We start from the raw sequence: 18,403 nt of genomic DNA, 5'->3' as shown, positions 1-18,403 counted from the left end.
TCGCAGGCAGAACGGCATGATAACAAAAACCAACCCATTAAACTAGTTTGCTAGTACATCCTGCGGTTAAGCCCCATAATGTCGAGAATTTTGGTGGCTATCTCTTCAACGGAATAATTGGTGCTGTTCAGGCAGGGGATCTGATTCTTACGATACAGCGCTTCGACCTCCGCCACTTCCATGCGGCACTGACGCAACGAGGCATAGCGACTGTTTTCACGGCGTTCTTCGCGAATTGCCGCCAGGCGTTCAGGGTCAATTGTCAGGCCGAACAGTTTATGTTGTAGCGGTTTTAACGATGTGGGCAGCGTCAAATTATCCATATCATCGGCGATGAAAGGATAGTTAGCCGCACGAATGCCGAATTGCATTGCCAGATAGAGGCTGGTGGGCGTTTTTCCACAGCGCGAAACGCCAAGTAAAATGACCTGGGCCTGATCGAGATTGCGCAATGAAATGCCATCATCATGCGCCAGGGTATAATCGATAGCGGCAATACGGGCGTCATACTTGTTCAGGTTACCCGGATTAAGCCCATGAGTACGATGAGCGATCGGTGTCGGATCCAGTTTCATCTCCTGCTGAAGCGGCGCCACCAGCGCCTGGACGATATCCTGGCAGAAACCTTCGCTCTGTAAGATGATGGCGCGAATTTCAGGTAAAACAATCGAGTAAAATACCAGCGGGCGAACGCCGGTTTGCTGATAAATGGCGTCAATTTGGTCTTTGACGGCGCGGGCGCGACTTTCGTTTTCCACGAATGGCAGCGTGATGCTGCTGATCGTCACCGGAAACTGCGACATGACCGCGTGACCCAGGACCTCGGCGGTGATGGCGGTACCATCAGAAATATAGAAAACATGGCGATCAACAACATTATCCATTCTGTTCATCCTGAAGAGTAAACATAATTATCTGAAAGCATAAATTAAAAGTAACGGGAAACGTATAACTTGTCGCTTATTTTATAAAATGACAGGCGCTTTTTATAATTAATGAAAAGTGTGTTTCATTTCCTGGAAACGCAGTTTATACCGGGGGTTATTCAGGGAATGCCGTGCTATGCGCGGGTTTGCGCAACTACGTAAACAATCTGAAAAAATGAAAAAATAAATTTGCTTGAACGATTCACCGTTTTTTTCGCGGGTTTAAGTATGCCAGGATAAATACGCAACTATGTGTTTCTTAAACTCGTTCATTTATCACAAAAGGATTGTTCGATGTCCAACAATGGCTCGTCACCGCTGGTGCTTTGGTATAACCAACTCGGCATGAATGATGTAGACAGAGTTGGGGGCAAAAATGCCTCCCTGGGTGAAATGATTACTAACCTTTCCGGCATGGGCGTATCCGTTCCGAATGGTTTTGCAACCACTGCCGATGCGTTTAACCAGTTTTTGGATCAAAGCGGCGTAAACCAGCGCATTTATGAGCTGCTGGATAAGACAGATATTGATGATGTCTCCCAGCTGGCGAAAGCGGGCGCGCAGATCCGCCAGTGGATTATCGACACTCCTTTCCAGCCGGCGCTGGAAAACGCCATCCGCGATGCCTATGCGCAGCTTTCGTCGGATGATGAAAATGCCTCTTTTGCCGTGCGTTCCTCCGCCACGGCGGAAGATATGCCAGATGCTTCGTTTGCGGGTCAACAGGAAACGTTTCTTAACGTTCAGGGCTTCGATGCGGTACTGGTGGCAGTGAAACACGTATTTGCTTCTCTGTTTAACGATCGCGCCATCTCTTATCGCGTTCACCAGGGATATGATCATCGCGGCGTAGCGCTTTCCGCTGGCGTGCAGCGGATGGTTCGCTCCGATCTCGCCTCGTCAGGGGTGATGTTCTCTATCGATACCGAATCCGGCTTTGACCAGGTGGTCTTTATCACCTCGGCATGGGGACTGGGTGAAATGGTGGTGCAGGGCGCGGTTAACCCGGATGAATTTTATGTCCATAAGCCAACCCTGGCGGCAGGCCGTCCGGCCATCGTACGCCGCACCATGGGGTCGAAAAAAATCCGCATGGTTTACGCCGCCACCCAGGAGCACGGTAAGCAAGTGAAGATTGAGGATGTGCCGCAGGAACAGCGCGACATTTTCTCGCTCACCAACGAAGAAGTGCAGGAGCTGGCGAAACAAGCGGTGCAGATTGAGCGGCACTATGGTCGTCCGATGGATATCGAATGGGCGAAAGACGGTCATACCGGTAAGCTCTTTATTGTGCAGGCACGTCCGGAAACCGTGCGCTCCCGTGGCCAGGTGATGGAGCGTTATACGCTACATGCGCAGGGGAAAATCATTGCCGAAGGTCGCGCCATTGGTCATCGTATCGGCGCAGGTACGGTAAAAGTTATTCACGATATCGGCGAAATGAACCGTATTGAGCCTGGCGATGTGCTTGTCACCGATATGACCGACCCGGACTGGGAACCGATCATGAAAAAAGCGGCGGCGATTGTCACTAACCGTGGCGGGCGCACCTGTCACGCGGCGATTATCGCCCGCGAATTGGGCATTCCGGCGGTAGTCGGCTGCGGCGACGCCACCGAACGCATGAAAGATGGCGAAAAAGTAACCGTCTCCTGCGCAGAAGGTGATACCGGTTATGTTTATGCCGACATGCTGGATTTCAGCGTAAAAAGCTCCAGCGTAGACACCATGCCAGAGCTACCGCTGAAGGTCATGATGAACGTCGGCAACCCGGACAGGGCATTTGACTTTGCCTGCCTGCCGAATGAAGGCGTAGGTCTGGCGCGACTGGAATTCATCATTAACCGTATGATTGGCGTTCATCCGCGCGCGCTGCTGGAGTTTGACGACCAGGATGCCGCGCTGCAAAACGACATTCGTGAGATGATGAAAGGGTTTGACTCGCCGCGTGAATTTTACGTTGGTCGACTGACGGAAGGGATCGCGACGTTAGGCGCCGCCTTCTACCCGAAACGCGTCATCGTTCGCCTGTCTGACTTTAAGTCCAACGAATACGCCAACCTGGTCGGCGGCGAACGCTATGAGCCGCATGAAGAAAACCCGATGCTGGGCTTCCGCGGCGCGGGTCGTTACGTCGCAGAAAGTTTCCGCGATTGTTTTGCGCTGGAATGCGAAGCGGTGAAACGCGTGCGCAACGATATGGGCCTTACCAACGTCGAAATCATGATCCCGTTCGTGCGGACGGTCGACCAGGCGAAAGCGGTCATCGAAGAGCTGGCGCGCCAGGGGCTTAAACGCGGCGAGAACGGGCTGAAGATCATCATGATGTGCGAGATCCCGTCCAATGCCTTGCTGGCTGAACAGTTCCTCGAGTATTTTGATGGATTCTCGATTGGTTCTAACGACATGACGCAGCTGGCGCTGGGTCTGGATCGCGATTCCGGCGTGGTGTCTGAACTGTTTGACGAGCGTAACGACGCGGTGAAAGCGCTGCTGTCTATGGCGATCCGCGCGGCGAAAAAACAGGGCAAATATGTTGGAATTTGTGGTCAGGGTCCGTCCGACCATGAAGACTTTGCCGCCTGGCTGATGGAAGAGGGGATCGACAGCCTGTCGCTGAACCCGGACACCGTGGTTCAGACCTGGCTGAGTCTGGCGGAACTGAAGAAGTAGTGTAATACCGGATGGCGGCGTTAACGTCGCCATCCGGCAATTTATACCGCAGTGTGCTCCTGGCGCAGCCGCTCAATAATATCCTGCCGCAACAGAAACTTCTGCACTTTGCCAGAGGCGGTTCTGGGCAGTTTTTCTACGATGACGATCCGTTCCGGATATTTATACTTCGCTACCCGTTTTCGACTGAAAAAAGCGATCACCTCTTCCAGCGTCAGCGAAAGGTGCGGCGGTTTTAAGACTACATACGCGCATGAACGTTCGCCTAAGCGTTCATCAGGCATAGCAACGACGCAAGCATCGTGTATGCGGGGGTGTTGCAATAAAATATCCTCCACCTCGCGACTGCTGATATTTTCACCTCCACGTATAATAATATCCTTTTTGCGCCCGGTAATTTTGATATAACCGTCTTCATCCATGCGGCAGAGGTCGCCGCTGTAATACCAGCCCTCATTATCCAGTGCGCGGGCGGTAAGTTCCGGCTCGTCCAGGTATCCCATAAAAACGTTCGGCCCGCGCGAGGCTTCTTCGCCTTCGTGGCCTGCTTGAAGCGTATTGCGATCTTCATCCACGATTTTAATTTCTACACCGGTGGCGGCATAACCATCGGTGTTCATCATGCGTGAAGTCGAATCACCCAGATTAACCATCGAGTGTGGAGAACTTTCTGTAGAACCGTAAATACTCAATAATTTGATACCGCGCTGCTGGCAGTCGCGGGCAACCTTTTTGGGAATAGTCGTGCCGCCGCATAAGAAGAATCGCAGTGAGGAGAGGTCGGCAGGCTGTTGCTCAACGGCACAAAGCAGATCGTAAATAAACGGCGTCGCGCCTGACATACAGGTACAGCGTTGCTGCGCTAATAAGGTAAGGCAGGCTTCTGGGGTAAAGATGTCCAGCAATACGCTACGCGCCCCGATTAAAAAGGGTGCGGTGACGCCGTGTAAAAATCCGGTGGCGTGGCCCAGTGGCGCAGGCATCAGGAACACATCTTGCCAGGTTAAATTCAACCGCGCGCAATACGCCCGTTCGCTGGCAAGAATATTATTGTGGGTCAACATCACCCCTTTCGGCATTCCTTCTGTGCCGGAGGTAAACAGCACTGCCGCCAGCTCATCACCGTGAATGTTAATGTCTGACTGCAACGGTTCGCTGCGGTCGATGATTTGACTAAGCGCAAGCGCTGTGGTGGCAGGCGCCAGTTTATCCACGCCGACAATATGCGTCAGATGGCGCAGTTGATTTTGTAGCGGAAGGATAAGATCGACCGGACGATTCTGTTTGAATACGGTGGGGGCGAAGAATATTTTAGCCTGACATTTGTTCAGCACCCAAACCAGCTCTGCTTCTCGCCAGGCGGGAAGTAGCGGGACAGATACCGCGCCCGTTTTCAGGCAGGCCAGATAAATGAGGGTAAACTCACACCAGCCCGGAAGCTGAAAGGCCACGCGATCGCCCGGTTGAATCCCCTGAGACAGTAACCAGTTTGCCAGGCGGCTTGCCGCGCAGTCGAGTGCGGCGTAGGTCCAGGACGCGCCATGATTATCGACCACGGCGATTTTATCGGGTACGGCGCGTGCGGTTTGCCGCCAGTAGTCGCCCAGTGAAGCATCGCCCCAGTAGCCGGACTCGCGATAGGTTTTCCGCCTTGCGGCGTCAAACGTTAATGTAACACTCATTGACTTGTTCTCTATTAATACAAATGACGTAATCTCCGGGGGCAAACCGAATAAGACGCCGTAGCGTCGTTATCCGGTGTTTCAGAGCGTCAGCCGTAGCGAAACTCAACGCCGAACGTTCCCGCCGGGTATTCCCATTTTTCGAGAAGAGTATTGCCGCAGAGAACCCTGCAGGTCCCGCATTCCAGGCAGCCCGCGGAGTCAAAATGAATATTTCCCGCATCGTCCAGCTTATAGAGTCCGGCAGGGCAGGCTTTTATTAATTTATTAAACTCCAGCATGTCAGGCGAGGAGCGCAAAATGATATGTGGGTGTCCTTCATCTACGTAAAATTTATTTACGCCCAATTTGACGTCAACATTCACCTTATTGTCCGAACTCATAATGCCGTAGCCCCTTTTATGCCGTCTTTTAATAGATTCACCAGTCCAATTTTTTTCGCATGTGACAGGATAGTTTTACGCAACGGTGGGACTGGACCGCCATCAACGGTGAACAGATCGCCCACAATGTTTGCCGCCATTCGCGGGTACTCGGTAAAAAGCCGTGGGTTTTCCATTAATCCGGGGAGTTTGCGGAAATGCCGCATATCGCGTAACACGCCGTTTTTCTCCAGCGCGCGTTTGTAACCGGCAAGACTCGCGGCGGAAAAATCTTGCCGCGCTTTAGCGTCAATGGCGGTTTGAGCGGCCGCTTGCGCGGACGCGATGGCTAAATCCATGCCGCGGACGGTATAACCGAGATTCAGGCAAAGACCGGCGGCGTCGCCGACAATCATCACGCCGTCATTTGCCAGCTCCGGCATCATTGCTATGCCGCCTTCGGGCACCATATGAGCGGAGTATTCAAGCAGTGTTCCCCCCTGAATCAAAGGGCGTATTGCCGGATGCTGTTTAAAATCTTCCAGCATTTGCGGTACGCTTTTGGTCGCGTGAGCAATGTCGCCCAGGCCACATACCAGCCCCAGAGAAACCGAATCGCGGTTGGTATAAAGAAACCCGCCGCCCATGAGCCCGTTGGAGGGCGCGCCAGCGAATAACCAGGCGGCGCCTTCATGGGACGCCAGATTAAAGCGCTCTTCAATAAGTGCCGGAGAGAGCCCAATCAACTCTTTTACGCCGACGGCATAGTGATGCGCAGAAGAGACAGGCACCATGTCCAGCGAACGGCCCAGCATGGAATTCACGCCGTCCGCGAGAATCACAATATTCGCATCCAGAATATCATCCCCGGCCTGAACGCCAGTGACGCGATTGCCTTCACGTACCAGAGCGTCGACCCGTACACCTGGGATAAACTGCGCGCCAGCCTGTTCCGCCTGCGCCATTAGCCACGGGTCCAGTTTGTTGCGCAGTACGGTATATGACGTAAGGGGCGGAGTAGGGGGCGCGCGGTGAAAATCAAGTGTGACGGCGCTTTCTTCGGTTAAAAAGGAGATTTTTTCACGGGTAACGACGCGTTCGATGGGGGCGGACGTTGCGAATCCCGGCATAATACTTTCGATACTGTGAGCGTAGAGCCGGCCACCGGTCATATTTTTGCTGCCCGCGCTGTTTCCGCGTTCAATAACCAGTACATCCAGTCCCGCTTTTGCCATCACATACGCGGCGACCGTTCCTGCTACGCCTGCGCCCACCACAATAGCGTCAAATTTATCATCCGACATGCTTTATGCTCCTTTCCCGCCGTATCAACGACGGGAGATGTGCGTTGAAAAAGGAATTAGCGGCTTAACTGGTCGATGAGGGCAGGAACAACCTTATAGATATCGCCCACCAGACCATAATCGGCATAATTGAAAATGGGCGCGTTTTTATCTTTGTTAATTGCGACAATAATTTTTGCGCCGTTTCCACCCACCATATGTTGAATTTGGCCGGAAATGCCCAGCGTCAGATAGAGATCGGATTTCAACAGAACGCCGGATACGCCAATATAACGCTCGCGTTCCATCCAGTTTTCACCTTCCGCAATGGGGCGGGAACAGCCCACCTCTGCGCCGAGGACGGTCGCCAGTTTATGCACCATATCCAGATCGCTTTGCGCCGCCAGGCCTCGTCCTACGCCGATGACCCGTTTGGCTTTGCTCAAATCGACGCTGCTTAACGATTTCGCGCGCCGCTGCTGGCACAATACCTCGTGGCGTGGGGCAATATATGCCAGCGTGGTCTGCGGGCAAGTATGACCGGGGAGAGGGGCGGCGGGTTCCAGCACGCCGGGTGCCAGCGTAATAATCGCCTGCGGGCTGTTTAATTTCTCTTTGCCGAAAGCAAGTCCGCCGTACATGCGATGCTCTGCGTGTAGCGTCCCGTCGAGGAGGTCAATAGACGTCGCGTCGTTCACCATCACGGAGTCAAGCTGGATGCTCAGCCGGGCGCCCAGCGCTTTACAGCGCTTGGTCGCCGCCATGAGCAGCAGCCCATTTTTGTCGCCTAATAACGAGGCCAGCGTTTCGGCATAGTTTTCCACGCGCTGCAAATCCGTATGCGATTCAAGAATGACTATCTCATCAGCGCCAAGCGCTTTCACGTAGTCGATCTCCGTGTTTCCTTGCACGATGGCGTAAACTTTTTCTCCCCACTGCCGCGCGCCGGTCATTAATTCGGCATAACGCTCTACGTTATCGCTAAATACCCATACGTTAGCTAAATGATTCATGATAATTTTTCTCCGTTGGGTTTAGTTCAGGGATTTTTTCAAATGGTCGGCCAGTGCGGTAATGGCTTCCGGCGAATCGTTATCGAGAATGATATGCTTGCGTTCTGTCTGCGGCGGTACCAAGATGGCGACCAGTTCCGCCATTGGCGTGGTTGGGGTCCAGTGGATATCGCTCGCCAGCCACGACGTAACGGCTTTTTTCCCGGCGCCGAGAATGGCTTTCATTGACGGGATGCGTGGAACGTTAATATCTGAGGTCACGCAAAGCACCGCGGGCAGCGTGAGCTCGATAATTTCAACGTCTTCTTCCAGTGTGCGTTCAACGATGATTTTGTCGCCGTCGCGTTGAATATGGCTTACTGCGTTGATGACGGGGAGTTTCAGGAGTTCGCCAGTCAGCAGGCCCACCTGTTGGGCATAAATATCGCCGGAGCCCTCTCCAAAGAGCAGCAGGTCAAAGCCGATTTTCTCCGCCGCGGATGCTAGCGCCAGCGCGGTTTCTTTGGGCAGGGCGTGCTCCAGCTGCGCATCCTGAACCATAAAAAGCGCATCTGGCCCGCGGGATAACACATCTTTGCGGACTTTTGAATTTTGTAACAGAGAGCCGCCGACGGTGAGCGCGGCGATCTCGTCGCCATCGCCAGCTAACTGCGCGGCGGCCTCAATTGCATTTAAATCAAACTGGCTGATTTTGGCCTCGGCACGATCAAAATTGAGCGAATGCTCCGGGGTCACGGTAATGTCCTGTTCTTCAGGCACCAACTTAAAGCAGGTTATTATTTTCATTGCATCTCCAGTGAGTCGCGTGCGGATAAGTAACGTAAATCTGACTGAAAATAGTCTGCGGCAGTCGGAAGAGGTTTTCGATGGGTCAATCTGTTTTCCTTGCCAACAATCTTGCACGAAAAATCTGCGAACAGAGAATCGTTAGCAACCATCTGAAAAGGGCGTCATAAAAATATAAATACGGTAGTGAGAATAATAAGTGCGAAGCATATCATCATTTTTTAACATGAAACGTGCGATGTTGTTTCTGTGAGGTTAAAAGAAAACATCAAAGATATGTCGGCTATGTATTTTTGTCTGATAATACGCTATCGACAGGTAATCTGAGCTGTCTGCAAAAGAACATAATATCTTGCATTCGGAACGAATAATCTTGTTTTGCTGGTAATCTCCACGGTTGTACAACACTGACGCTCGCTTTATTTTATCCTGGTTATCTTTTTAAACCTGACAGAGGTTATTATGTATCAGCGCTGTTTTGACTCCGCCGCGGAGACGATTTTTGAACAGGACAAGACCCCTCGATTTTCACGTTTTGTGATTAGCGATGATCCAAACTGGGAGTCTGGCCATCATATGCATGATAATGAAACAGAGCTTATTTACGTCAAAAAAGGGATAGCCAGGTTAATTATTGACTCTTCACTCTACGTCGCGCATGCGGACGATATTGTCGTCGTTGAGCGGGGGCGGCTACACGCTGTAGCATCCGACAGCAATTCGCCGGCTACCACCTATACCTGTGCGCTGTATGGGTTTTGTTTTCCAGGTTGGGAAGAAAACCAACTATTGCAGAGTCATTCCTGTCCGGTGGTTTCCGTGGTTCAGGGGAAAGAGGTCATTAAAAGTATCTTTAATGAATTAAGCGTGTTACTTCCGCAGGGGAAAAACGTATTGGCTTCCTCTGTATACGATGCATTTGCTTACACTCTGACCGCACTTTACTATGAAAATTTTAAAAATGCCTATCGTTCTGAACAAGGCTACATTAAAAAAGATGTATTAATTAAGGATGTGCTTGTTTATCTCAATAATAATTATCGTGAAAAAATCACGCTTGACCAGCTATCGAAAAAATTTCGTGCCAGCGTCAGTTATATATGCCATGAATTTGCCAAAGAATATCATATATCCCCTATCAACTATGTTATTCAACGACGTATGACCGAGGCCAAGTTTGCGCTGACAAACACTGAGTCGCCACTGGCAGAAATTTCATGGCGGGTAGGATATGAAAATGTGGACCATTTTGCCAAATTGTTTATGCGGCATGTAGGATGTTCTCCCAACGATTATCGTAAGCAATTTAAAAATAGTCTGGTTGAGCAGGCGTATTTGCTGCCAAATACCTGACGGCGAAATATATCTGATTTATTCGGCCTGATGCCGTAAAGCAGTCAGGCCGAATAAGACGTTCCGGTACGATCCTTACTTGTTCTGATAGTCTTTCAGAATCTGGCGTCCTGCCACATAGATCATAATTTCATCTGTGCCGCCACCGATACGTTCGCAGCGAACATCGCGCCAGAAGCGGGAGACACGGGCTTCGTCAGTATAACCAAGCCCACCCATAATCTGAATCGCATCGTCAATCACTTCCATCGCTGTGCGTGCGCAGTACAGCTTAGCCAGCGCGGCGCTGGTACGCAGTGACTCTTCCCGATCGGCCTGCCAGGCGACTTTCAACACCATATTGCGCATGTTTTCGATTTTGATGGCCATTAACGCCAGCTTTTCCTGGATCATCTGGTTATGGCCGATGGGTTTACCAAAGGCGATACGCTGGTTGGCGTAACGGGCGGCATCTTCAAATGCGCATTCGGCGAAACCTGTACTGCGCGCCGCATTAATCAAACGCTCCATCTCAAAATTGTACATGACATTGAGGAAACCCATGCCTTCTTCACCGACCCGGTCGCTTTCGTCCACCTCGACATTATCGAGATAAACTTCGCATGTACTCAACATGTGCCAGCCAATTTTGTGCAGCGGATTAATCTTTATGCCCGGTTTATTTGAGTCCACCCACCAAAGCGTGAACGCTTTTTTAGGATCTTTTGGCTCCGTATCGCGCGCCAGAACCAGCATGTAAGGATATTCTTTTGCACCGGTGATAAATGTTTTTTGGCCGTTAAGATAAACCTTGCCGTTTTTACGCGTCCAAGTTGTTGTGGCGCTATTATTATCAGAGCCCGCGCCAGGTTCTGTTAAGGCTAGCGCATATGCTGGATCGCCGGTGGCCAGAGTACTTTCTGCTGTTTTACGCAGTTGTTCTGCGGAACCAAAACGGCGCATACTGTGAATGCATTGGCCGTTGGTAATCAAAAAGGCCGGAGCACCGCATTTTGAGATTTCCATCAGCGCCAGCATTTGCGTTACATAGTCAGCCGGAATGCCGCCGAATTCTTCCGGGACGCCCAGCATCGAAATACCGTTTTCCGCCAGCGCCTGCATAAATTCTTTGGGATAGGTGCCCGTTTGATCGCAGGTACGGAAATACTCTTCCGGAAAATTGCTGGTGATTAACTCGCGAATACTGGCCAGTAATAGTTCTTGTTCTTCAGTTAATGAAAAATCCATATTTGTACTCCTTTTAATGTGTTGCGTCAGGAAGCGTGAATCCCATAGTGCTATCGGTAAATAATCTTGTGTCCATCAGTTTTAAATCTGGTGAGATAACCGGTGAAAAATCCATCTTGTCAAGAATATCCCGTTGCAGATCGACGCCAGGCGCAATTTCAATTAAATGCAGGCCATCATGTTTGAGAGTGAAAACCGCACGTTCAGTGATGTAACGCACATCTAACCCGCGCTCAAGCGCAATTTTTCCACTGAACGTAATTTCCGGCAGTTCGCTGACGAATTTTTTGACGCGACCTTCCTGCAGAATATTTAATTTGCCATCGGTAATTTCAGTTTTTAAACTTCCGGCCGTCAGAGTTCCGCAGAAAATAATTTTTTGCGACGTTGCGCTAATATCGATAAACCCGCCGGTGCCCATAATTTTGCCGTTGAATTTATGTACACCGACATTACCGTGTTGATCCACTTCGGCAAAACTTAAATAGCAGACATCGAGCCCACCGCCGTGATAAAAATCAAATTGTGAGGTCATATCGAGGATCGCGCGGGTATTGACATTGGCGCCGAAGGCCACGCCCTGAGAGGTAATACCGCCCACCGGGCCAGTTTCTACGGTCAGCACGAAGTCATCGGCGCAGCCTTCCTCGCGAGCGACCAGACCAATACCGTCGGCAATGCCTACGCCCACATTGCCTACCGCGCCTTTACGCATTTCAAACAGCGCGCGTCGGGCTACCAGCTTGCGCTGATTAAGGGGCAGGGTAAGCTGGGTACTGTCATCAAGAGTAAAATCCCCGGAGATAAATCGGTTCACCGGCGCGCCGCCATAGAGTTGCGTCTGATCGGCGTCGACAACCACAATATCCACCAGATAGCCGGGAATACGCACGGATTTTGGATGCAGCGTGGCTTTTTTTACCATTTTCTGCACCTGCATCATTACAATACCGCCATTATTGTGAACGGCCTGGGCGATCACCAGCGCATCAAGATACATCACCTCATCTTCAAATGATGCATAGCCTTCGCTGTCGCAGGTGGTGGCGCGGATAAAAGCCACATTAGGCGCTATCGCTTTATAATAGAGATATTCTTTATTATCGATCTCTACCAGCTTAATGAGATCTTCTTTAGTCACGTCGTTTAATTTTCCGCCCTGTTGGCGAGGGTCGACAAAGGTACCAATACCGATATCGCTCAGAATACCCGGCTGGTGTGCGGCGCTGGCGCGCAGCGTCTGGGTTAATACGCCTTGTGGGTAGTTATAGGCGGCGATTTTATTTTGTTCAGCCAGTTCAGAAATACGGGGAGATTGCCCCCAATGTCCGCATAGCGCCCATTTTACCAGTCCCTCCTGCGCCAGCGGGCTGATGCCGCGATCGGCGCGGTCACCTAATCCGGTAGGGCTAATAATAGATAAATCTCGTGGTGACTGGGTTGTTTGATATTTATCTGCCAGTGCGGTAATTAATGTTGTCGCTTCGAGAATACCGCCGCCTGCGCCCAGAATACATAAAGTGGCCTCATCTGGAATATAATTTACTGCTTCTTGTGCAGAGAGCACGGGAACGCGGCCATTAATGCGTGATGGCTTATTGATTTTCATATTTACTCCACTATTATCCCTGAAAGCAATATCGATATAACCGTGTTAAGGTAATAAAGACAGCGGCTTTCAATGAATATGGAACATATTCATATCAGATAACTATTTATTTTATTGTGGCAGAAAGAGAATATTCCGCCACACGATAAAGTATTACGCCTGATGCAATATAGTTAATACGGTACGCAGATCTGCTACCGATATTTGTCCCGGCGCAGATGCTTTTTTCACCGCGCCAAACGTTGCTGCAGAACCGAACACTTCGCCGGCAAGACGAGATATTACCCCGGTTTTCGACATCGACATGGTAATAATCGGACGATCCGCATAGCGCTCCTGCATTTCTACAGTGGCGGTAAGTAAGGTCAGGACATCGGCTTTAGTCTGTGGCATGACGGCGATCTTCGGAATATCGGCGCCCAGTTCCTGCATTTTACGCAGACGCTGAACAATCTCTTCCGCTGCGGGCGTTTTATGAAAATCATGGTTAGACATGATCACCGCAACATTGTGTTGATGAGCATAGCCGACGGTGGCTTTCACCTCATCGTCGCCGGTAAAAAGCTCAAGATCGATCATATCGACCAGACCGCTGTCAACCGCTGCACGATTCAGAGCGATATACTGTCCGGTGGTTAGCGCCTGTTCGCCGCCTTCTTTCGCGCTGCGGAAGGTAAATAGCAAGGGTTTATCGGTAATAATCTCCCGGATGGCGCCGGCGGCCTCAAGTACGCTTTCCGCCGTTGTCACGTTGGCAAAATGGTCAACGCGCCACTCCAGAATATCGAAATCCGCTTCACGGTAGGCGAGTGCTTCCGATTTCACATCGGTAATGGTTTTTCCCATTAGCGACACAATGATCTTTGGCGCGCCTTCGCCAACCACGAGATCTCTTACAGTTACGGTTTTCATTTGGTACCCTTCATTGTCATTCGTCGCAATTATAATTTTACCGGTCAGGCTGTGAATCCCATCACCTGCTTCACATAGTCCAATGGAAACGCTTTTCCTGTCCACAGTTCAAACTGTTCGGCTCCTTGCCATAACAACATGCCGTAACCATCAATTGTTTTGCAACCAGCTTGTTGCGCCTGCTGCAATAACTTTGTCATATGCGGATTATAAACACATTCGGTGACCAGCAATTCAGGGCGGAGCAGGGAAACATCGCCGATCAGGGATTCGTTCTCCAATGGTTTCATGCCAACTTTGGTGCCGTTCGTCAGAATATCTGCGCTGGCAAGCGCTTCAGTAAAAGCGTGCTGATCGGCAAGATCGGTGACGGTAACGACGCAATCGGTGTTTTCATTCACCCGCTTCGCAAAGGCAACCGCTTTTTCGAAAAAGTCATCTTTACGGTTAAACAGTTTAATTTCCTTAATGCCTTCAATGGCTGCCTGGGCGCCAATGGCGGTAGCCGCGCCTCCCGCGCCGAGCAGCACCATGGTTTTTCCCCGAATATCGAAACCGCTTTCTTTAATTGCCCGAATATGGCCCGTACCATCCGTGTTGTAGCCGCGTAGATAGCCGTCATCGTTAACAATGGTGTTGATAGCGCCAACCAGTTTTGCTGCTGGCGTTAATTCATCGACATACTCACACGCGAGCTGTTTGTTTGGCATGGAGACGCCCGTACCGCGCATTTTTAATGCTTTCAGTCCTTCAATGGCGCTGGCAAACGTCGTGTTATCCACTTCGAAAGCCATATAGGTATACGGTAGCCCCGCTTTTTCTAACGCTTTGTTTTGCATTTCGGGCGATAAGCTATGACGGATAGGATACGCCATAAGACCAATTAATTCATATTTTGCGGTAACATCCATTTTATACTCCTTAATAAGTGGACAGTGCAGAGCAGGGCGCATGCCTGTTGCGCATAGTTAACATTTTTACTGGAAATAACGCTCGCCAAATCGGACATCGTTTTGCGGGATCTTAAATACGCGATAATAGCGAATAAATACAATAATGGCGGTGATAAATGTCAGTAGTGCAAAGGCAAAATCTAACAAAATGATATATTGCAGGCCAATAGTAGAGAGATAACCGGTAATCAGTGGGATAAGAAAGTTAGCAACGCCCCCCATCATCATATATATACTGGTGACTTTAGCTTTACTCTTAGGGAAAAATTCCGACATTACCGATACGCCTAATTGTAAAATACCTCCAGCAGCGGAAAAACCAATCACGAAGGCGCCAGCATTACAGATCAGTGGAGAGGGATACAGGTAAATTGCCGCAGCGGTGAGTGTCGCCAGCCCGGCATTGAAAACATTGGCCCAGATGGGGCGAACCATTTTTTTCAGCAATGCGGCAAAAATAAACACGCAAACCAACGATCCCATACTGTAATAAGAGATGGTTTTCAGCGCGTCGGATTCCGCCATTCCGGCGAAGGCCATCGCATATTTAGGCATCCAGACCACAATCACATAGAAGGTTGAGAACGCGGCGACGCCAAATAAAACGGAAGCTACGCCTTCCAGCCAGACGAGGGGAGTACTGTTCATCTGGGGTAATTCTTTCGCAATACTGGCATCGACAAGTTGGCTGGGAAAACGGCTTTTCAACAGCATCAACGTGATGAGGACGAAAAGGATACCGGGGATTACCACCGCGTAGCCGTACCAGATATGGTTGACTAACAAGGCGCTGACGATAAGGGGGTAAATCATTTGCCCAAAAGAGACCATCGCTTTAACCAGAATAACTGCCGAGCCCGATGCTTTGGGAAAACACTCCATTAATGCAGGGTATCCGCCGGTATCCAGCGCGGAGTTCGCCACGCCGACACACACCGCTAATATGAAAGCGATCATCAGGTTAGGACTGGCGGGAATACCGAAGAAAAACAGCATATATAGTACGGCGCCAAGCAGTATTATTGCCCGACGGCCAAATTTATCGGACAGTACGCCAAAGAATAAAATACTGACCAGACGGCCAAGACCAATGCCAGAGATTAAATAGGCGATACCGGCACTATCCGTGGAGAATTTCTGTGCAAGGGAGGTCATGTTCTGGGCTAGTGTAATAACACTCATGCCGTGGAGAAAGTAACTAAAATAAATGCAGATAACAGCCAGCAAATATGGCATGTTGCGAGCCTTGTTCTGAGACATTTGTTCACAGCTCCTTGCTGATGGTTTGATTCAATGTCCTGCTTATTACTGCTTTACTACATGCAGCGATTGTTCAGTAACACTATAAGTCGGTACTGTCGTTATATGTACATAACATGGCGTTTAAAATGCCAGGTTTATTGCATTGATAGCATTTCATTTGTTAGCCAGGAAATATAAAAATTGCTGCGAATTTGTTGTTTAATACATATAACTCGTGATGCTCATCGCAATTTTTCTGATAAGTGTGAAGATAATGAATAATAATTAACACGAAAATTACATTTTTTGTTTCCCGGTGATAATGGCTAACGTTTTATTTTGCATAGCAAGGCAATAATATTGCAGTTGGCACGCTAACATTTATTGCGCAGTTGACGCTGCTTCAGCGTGATGTTGTGATTCAGCCCGACTTCGGTAACCGATGAACAGTGCGAGGAGAAATCCCGCTGCGGCGATACCGGTATCAAACCACATAATATGTGCAATGCTCATTTCTGAAATCCGCGCTGTGATCAACGGAATAGTGAACGTCGCGATACTGCCGGCGCTGTAATAAATGCCGGTCGCTTTACCTTTCTCCTGTGGAAAACGGGCCGCCATCAGCGTCAGGCCGATTTGTACTACGCCACCGGCGGAAGAGAATCCAATGACGAATGCGAAGATCATAACAACATAGGCCTGAGGATGCAGGCAGACCGTCAGAAGCGCAATAAAAGAGATAAAGGTATAAAACATCAATAATGTGGTAGAGCGAATTGTTTTTCTGACCAGCGGGGCAGTAATAAAAACGCACAGTAGCGATCCGCAGGTATAAATACTTAACAGTTTGATGGATTGGGTATACGACATTCCTGCGACGAACTGTCCATACTGCGCCAGCCACTGGCTGATAAGGTAAAAGGTTGCCATCGAGATATAGCCATAAAGGGTGTAGCTGATCAGATCGATGAGGGAGCAATGATGTACGCCTGCAACAGGCGCTTGCGAGATTTTGGGTTTCAATATCCGACCAGGATAGGGTGGAAAAGGGCAGCGTAATAAAAACAGAGCATTAATAAGCATGATCGCCCCGGCAAGCAGGAAGGACCAGCCAAACCACATATTAGCCCAGACTAATAAACTGATAATAATGGGCAACAAGAATTGCCCGCCAGAGACAAATGCTTTGATCAGAATATTTGCCGTACTGGGGGAGCGAGGGAAGGCTTCCATCAAACTGGGATAGGTACCTGCATCTAAAAAACTGTTGGCCATACCCGCTAAAAAGCCACAGGCATAAGCGACAAAAATCGTCTGAGCATAAAGAATGCCAATGAAAAAAATCAGGTAACAGGCGGTCCCCAGAATGATAAAAGGACGGCGACCAAAGCGATCGGAAAGCATACCGGCGATTAACAAAACGCTTAGCCGGCCAATCCCAAGCGAAGAGATCACAATAGATACGCCTGCGGCACTGGTATGCCATTGCTGTTCAAGCGATGACATGTTCAGGCTCATCAGGATAACCCCCATGCCATGTACAAAGTAATTAAAATACAACCCTACAGCGGTAGGGAAATAACGATTTTTCATATTATCTGACTCAGAGATGCCGCCTGAACGTTACAGTGGTATACACAGGCAGGAAGCATATTGGATAGGGTGACAAGTCAATGTCGTGATTGTGTGGTTTTCTATCCGGTATCAATACGATGCGGCGATAAAGTTTACGTCTAACACAGCCGCTCCAGATCATGTGCGAAAAGTTCGGCAGCAACAGATTGATAAATTTTCCACTCGATAAAATCACCCTCTGTATAAATGGACTGAAAAGAAGATAAATCAGGGAAGTAACGCATTGTATTATTGCCGATGCGGTTATTTATTTTGTCAACAATGGCGTTAATTCGTCGCTGTCTCCTGGCTTTCATTTCCTTTAACCTGGCAATGATTTCTGGAGAGATGGGAGTGTCGCCAGCTTCCCATCGTTGCCAGGTTGCCGAATTATTATCCTGGGTGATATAGATTGTGCATTCTTCAATCGTCATATCAAAAATACGCCGTAGTGCTTGTAGTTCTAACGCGTTCATCATTTTTTAGGCTTTTATATGAAAAAAGTGATGCTATAAATAGCACCACCGACACCGTTTCGACTTGAACAGAATCACACTATTTTGTGCAATATTATTTGTTCGTTGCAGATATCGCGGTGTTGAAGGAAAACGGGAGCTGGCTTATGTAACAATGCAGCGAAAAAAGTTAAAAAAAAAGCCCATCGTAGGAGACGGGCAAAGACTACACACAGCAATTCGTTGTTTCACTCAGGGGATTTCCATGCTTATAAATCAATGTGTTGATTTATAACCGTGTGCTAATAGTAGG

Annotated in this window: 15 protein-coding genes and 1 other RNA gene; 2 read left to right on the top strand and 14 right to left on the bottom strand. The window is 49.5% G+C overall.

Annotated elements, in window-relative coordinates; genetic code table 11:
- Positions 1-50: 50 nt before the first annotated feature.
- The gene (ppsR, locus tag QEN32_RS12295; protein ID WP_000370992.1) at positions 51-884 is read right to left on the bottom strand and encodes a posphoenolpyruvate synthetase regulatory kinase/phosphorylase PpsR; all 834 of its coding nucleotides are present in this window, start codon (positions 882-884) and stop codon (positions 51-53) included.
- 336 nt (positions 885-1,220) lie between these two features.
- Between ppsR and ppsA the strand changes: the two genes are divergently transcribed.
- Positions 1,221-3,599: a phosphoenolpyruvate synthase gene (gene ppsA / locus QEN32_RS12290; protein ID WP_000069335.1), complete on the top strand. Its 2,379-nt coding sequence runs from the start codon at positions 1,221-1,223 to the stop codon at positions 3,597-3,599.
- A gap of 41 nt (positions 3,600-3,640) precedes the next feature.
- Here the strand turns inward: ppsA and fadK are convergent, their stop codons facing one another.
- The 5 genes from fadK to QEN32_RS12265 all read right to left on the bottom strand — a co-directional run bounded on the left by fadK (position 3,641) and on the right by QEN32_RS12265 (position 8,725).
- Positions 3,641-5,281, bottom strand: coding sequence for a medium-chain fatty-acid--CoA ligase (gene fadK / locus QEN32_RS12285; protein ID WP_070793854.1), 1,641 nt, complete (start codon positions 5,279-5,281; stop codon positions 3,641-3,643).
- 89 nt (positions 5,282-5,370) lie between these two features.
- Positions 5,371-5,664: a ferredoxin family protein gene (locus tag QEN32_RS12280; RefSeq protein ID WP_000093359.1), complete on the bottom strand. Its 294-nt coding sequence runs from the start codon at positions 5,662-5,664 to the stop codon at positions 5,371-5,373.
- A complete protein-coding gene (locus QEN32_RS12275) occupies positions 5,661-6,947 on the bottom strand; it encodes an FAD-dependent oxidoreductase (protein WP_001278565.1) in 1,287 nt (428 codons plus the stop codon). The genes QEN32_RS12280 and QEN32_RS12275 overlap by 4 nt, the downstream gene beginning before the upstream one ends.
- Before the next feature lie 56 nt (positions 6,948-7,003).
- Positions 7,004-7,939 (bottom strand): electron transfer flavoprotein subunit alpha, encoded by a 936-nt coding sequence (locus tag QEN32_RS12270; RefSeq protein ID WP_080184915.1) that lies wholly within the window; start codon positions 7,937-7,939, stop codon positions 7,004-7,006.
- Positions 7,940-7,960: 21 nt separating this feature from the next.
- On the bottom strand, positions 7,961-8,725 hold the full coding sequence (locus tag QEN32_RS12265; RefSeq protein ID WP_080212820.1) for an electron transfer flavoprotein: 765 nt from the start codon (positions 8,723-8,725) through the stop codon (positions 7,961-7,963).
- A 462-nt stretch (positions 8,726-9,187) separates the two neighbouring features.
- On the opposite strand from QEN32_RS12265, the gene QEN32_RS12260 reads away from it, so the two are divergent.
- Entirely contained in the window at positions 9,188-10,078 is an 891-nt protein-coding gene (locus QEN32_RS12260; protein ID WP_000284832.1) for an AraC family transcriptional regulator, read from the top strand.
- Between the two features lie 75 nt (positions 10,079-10,153).
- Here the strand turns inward: QEN32_RS12260 and QEN32_RS12255 are convergent, their stop codons facing one another.
- The 8 genes from QEN32_RS12255 to rprA form a co-directional block, all read right to left on the bottom strand.
- Positions 10,154-11,305, bottom strand: a complete 1,152-nt coding sequence (locus QEN32_RS12255; RefSeq protein ID WP_000347819.1) for an acyl-CoA dehydrogenase — start codon at positions 11,303-11,305, stop codon at positions 10,154-10,156.
- A 13-nt stretch (positions 11,306-11,318) separates the two neighbouring features.
- Positions 11,319-12,914 carry an acyl CoA:acetate/3-ketoacid CoA transferase gene (locus QEN32_RS12250; RefSeq protein WP_265322149.1) on the bottom strand — a complete coding sequence of 532 codons (1,596 nt, stop codon included), beginning with the start codon at positions 12,912-12,914 and terminating at the stop codon, positions 11,319-11,321.
- Positions 12,915-13,067: 153 nt separating this feature from the next.
- Entirely contained in the window at positions 13,068-13,826 is a 759-nt protein-coding gene (gene aroD, locus QEN32_RS12245) for a type I 3-dehydroquinate dehydratase (RefSeq protein WP_000860224.1), read from the bottom strand.
- 44 nt (positions 13,827-13,870) lie between these two features.
- Complete coding sequence (gene ydiB / locus QEN32_RS12240; protein WP_000383488.1) at positions 13,871-14,737, bottom strand: quinate/shikimate dehydrogenase; 867 nt, start codon at positions 14,735-14,737, stop codon at positions 13,871-13,873.
- Positions 14,738-14,803: 66 nt separating this feature from the next.
- Positions 14,804-16,039: an MFS transporter gene (locus QEN32_RS12235; RefSeq protein WP_000081211.1), complete on the bottom strand. Its 1,236-nt coding sequence runs from the start codon at positions 16,037-16,039 to the stop codon at positions 14,804-14,806.
- 363 nt (positions 16,040-16,402) lie between these two features.
- Positions 16,403-17,614, bottom strand: a complete 1,212-nt coding sequence (locus QEN32_RS12230) for an MFS transporter (RefSeq protein WP_000797666.1) — start codon at positions 17,612-17,614, stop codon at positions 16,403-16,405.
- A 140-nt stretch (positions 17,615-17,754) separates the two neighbouring features.
- Positions 17,755-18,114, bottom strand: coding sequence for a YdiL family protein (locus tag QEN32_RS12225; protein ID WP_000980455.1), 360 nt, complete (start codon positions 18,112-18,114; stop codon positions 17,755-17,757).
- A 167-nt stretch (positions 18,115-18,281) separates the two neighbouring features.
- Positions 18,282-18,389: antisense sRNA RprA (gene rprA, locus QEN32_RS12220), an RNA gene on the bottom strand.
- Positions 18,390-18,403 lie beyond the last annotated feature (14 nt).

The organism is Salmonella sp. SA14318 (assembly GCF_029866905.1).
Taxonomy (GTDB): domain Bacteria; phylum Pseudomonadota; class Gammaproteobacteria; order Enterobacterales; family Enterobacteriaceae; genus Salmonella; species Salmonella enterica.
The sequence above is the reverse complement of the archived record's forward strand: the minus strand, read 5'-3'. Positions and strand labels throughout refer to the sequence as shown.

Bases quoted from the DNA above. Each gene is read 5' to 3' on its own strand.
- ppsR (WP_000370992.1), bottom strand. From the start codon at position 884: ATGGATAATGTTGTTGATCGCCATGTTTTCTATATTTCTGATGGTACC.
- ppsA (WP_000069335.1), top strand. From the start codon at position 1,221: ATGTCCAACAATGGCTCGTCACCGCTGGTGCTTTGGTATAACCAACTC.
- fadK (WP_070793854.1), bottom strand. From the start codon at position 5,281: ATGAGTGTTACATTAACGTTTGACGCCGCAAGGCGGAAAACCTATCGC.
- QEN32_RS12280 (WP_000093359.1), bottom strand. From the start codon at position 5,664: ATGAGTTCGGACAATAAGGTGAATGTTGACGTCAAATTGGGCGTAAAT.
- QEN32_RS12275 (WP_001278565.1), bottom strand. From the start codon at position 6,947: ATGTCGGATGATAAATTTGACGCTATTGTGGTGGGCGCAGGCGTAGCA.
- QEN32_RS12270 (WP_080184915.1), bottom strand. From the start codon at position 7,939: ATGAATCATTTAGCTAACGTATGGGTATTTAGCGATAACGTAGAGCGT.
- QEN32_RS12265 (WP_080212820.1), bottom strand. From the start codon at position 8,725: ATGAAAATAATAACCTGCTTTAAGTTGGTGCCTGAAGAACAGGACATT.
- QEN32_RS12260 (WP_000284832.1), top strand. From the start codon at position 9,188: ATGTATCAGCGCTGTTTTGACTCCGCCGCGGAGACGATTTTTGAACAG.
- QEN32_RS12255 (WP_000347819.1), bottom strand. From the start codon at position 11,305: ATGGATTTTTCATTAACTGAAGAACAAGAACTATTACTGGCCAGTATT.
- QEN32_RS12250 (WP_265322149.1), bottom strand. From the start codon at position 12,914: ATGAAAATCAATAAGCCATCACGCATTAATGGCCGCGTTCCCGTGCTC.
- aroD (WP_000860224.1), bottom strand. From the start codon at position 13,826: ATGAAAACCGTAACTGTAAGAGATCTCGTGGTTGGCGAAGGCGCGCCA.
- ydiB (WP_000383488.1), bottom strand. From the start codon at position 14,737: ATGGATGTTACCGCAAAATATGAATTAATTGGTCTTATGGCGTATCCT.
- QEN32_RS12235 (WP_000081211.1), bottom strand. From the start codon at position 16,039: ATGTCTCAGAACAAGGCTCGCAACATGCCATATTTGCTGGCTGTTATC.
- QEN32_RS12230 (WP_000797666.1), bottom strand. From the start codon at position 17,614: ATGAAAAATCGTTATTTCCCTACCGCTGTAGGGTTGTATTTTAATTAC.
- QEN32_RS12225 (WP_000980455.1), bottom strand. From the start codon at position 18,114: ATGATGAACGCGTTAGAACTACAAGCACTACGGCGTATTTTTGATATG.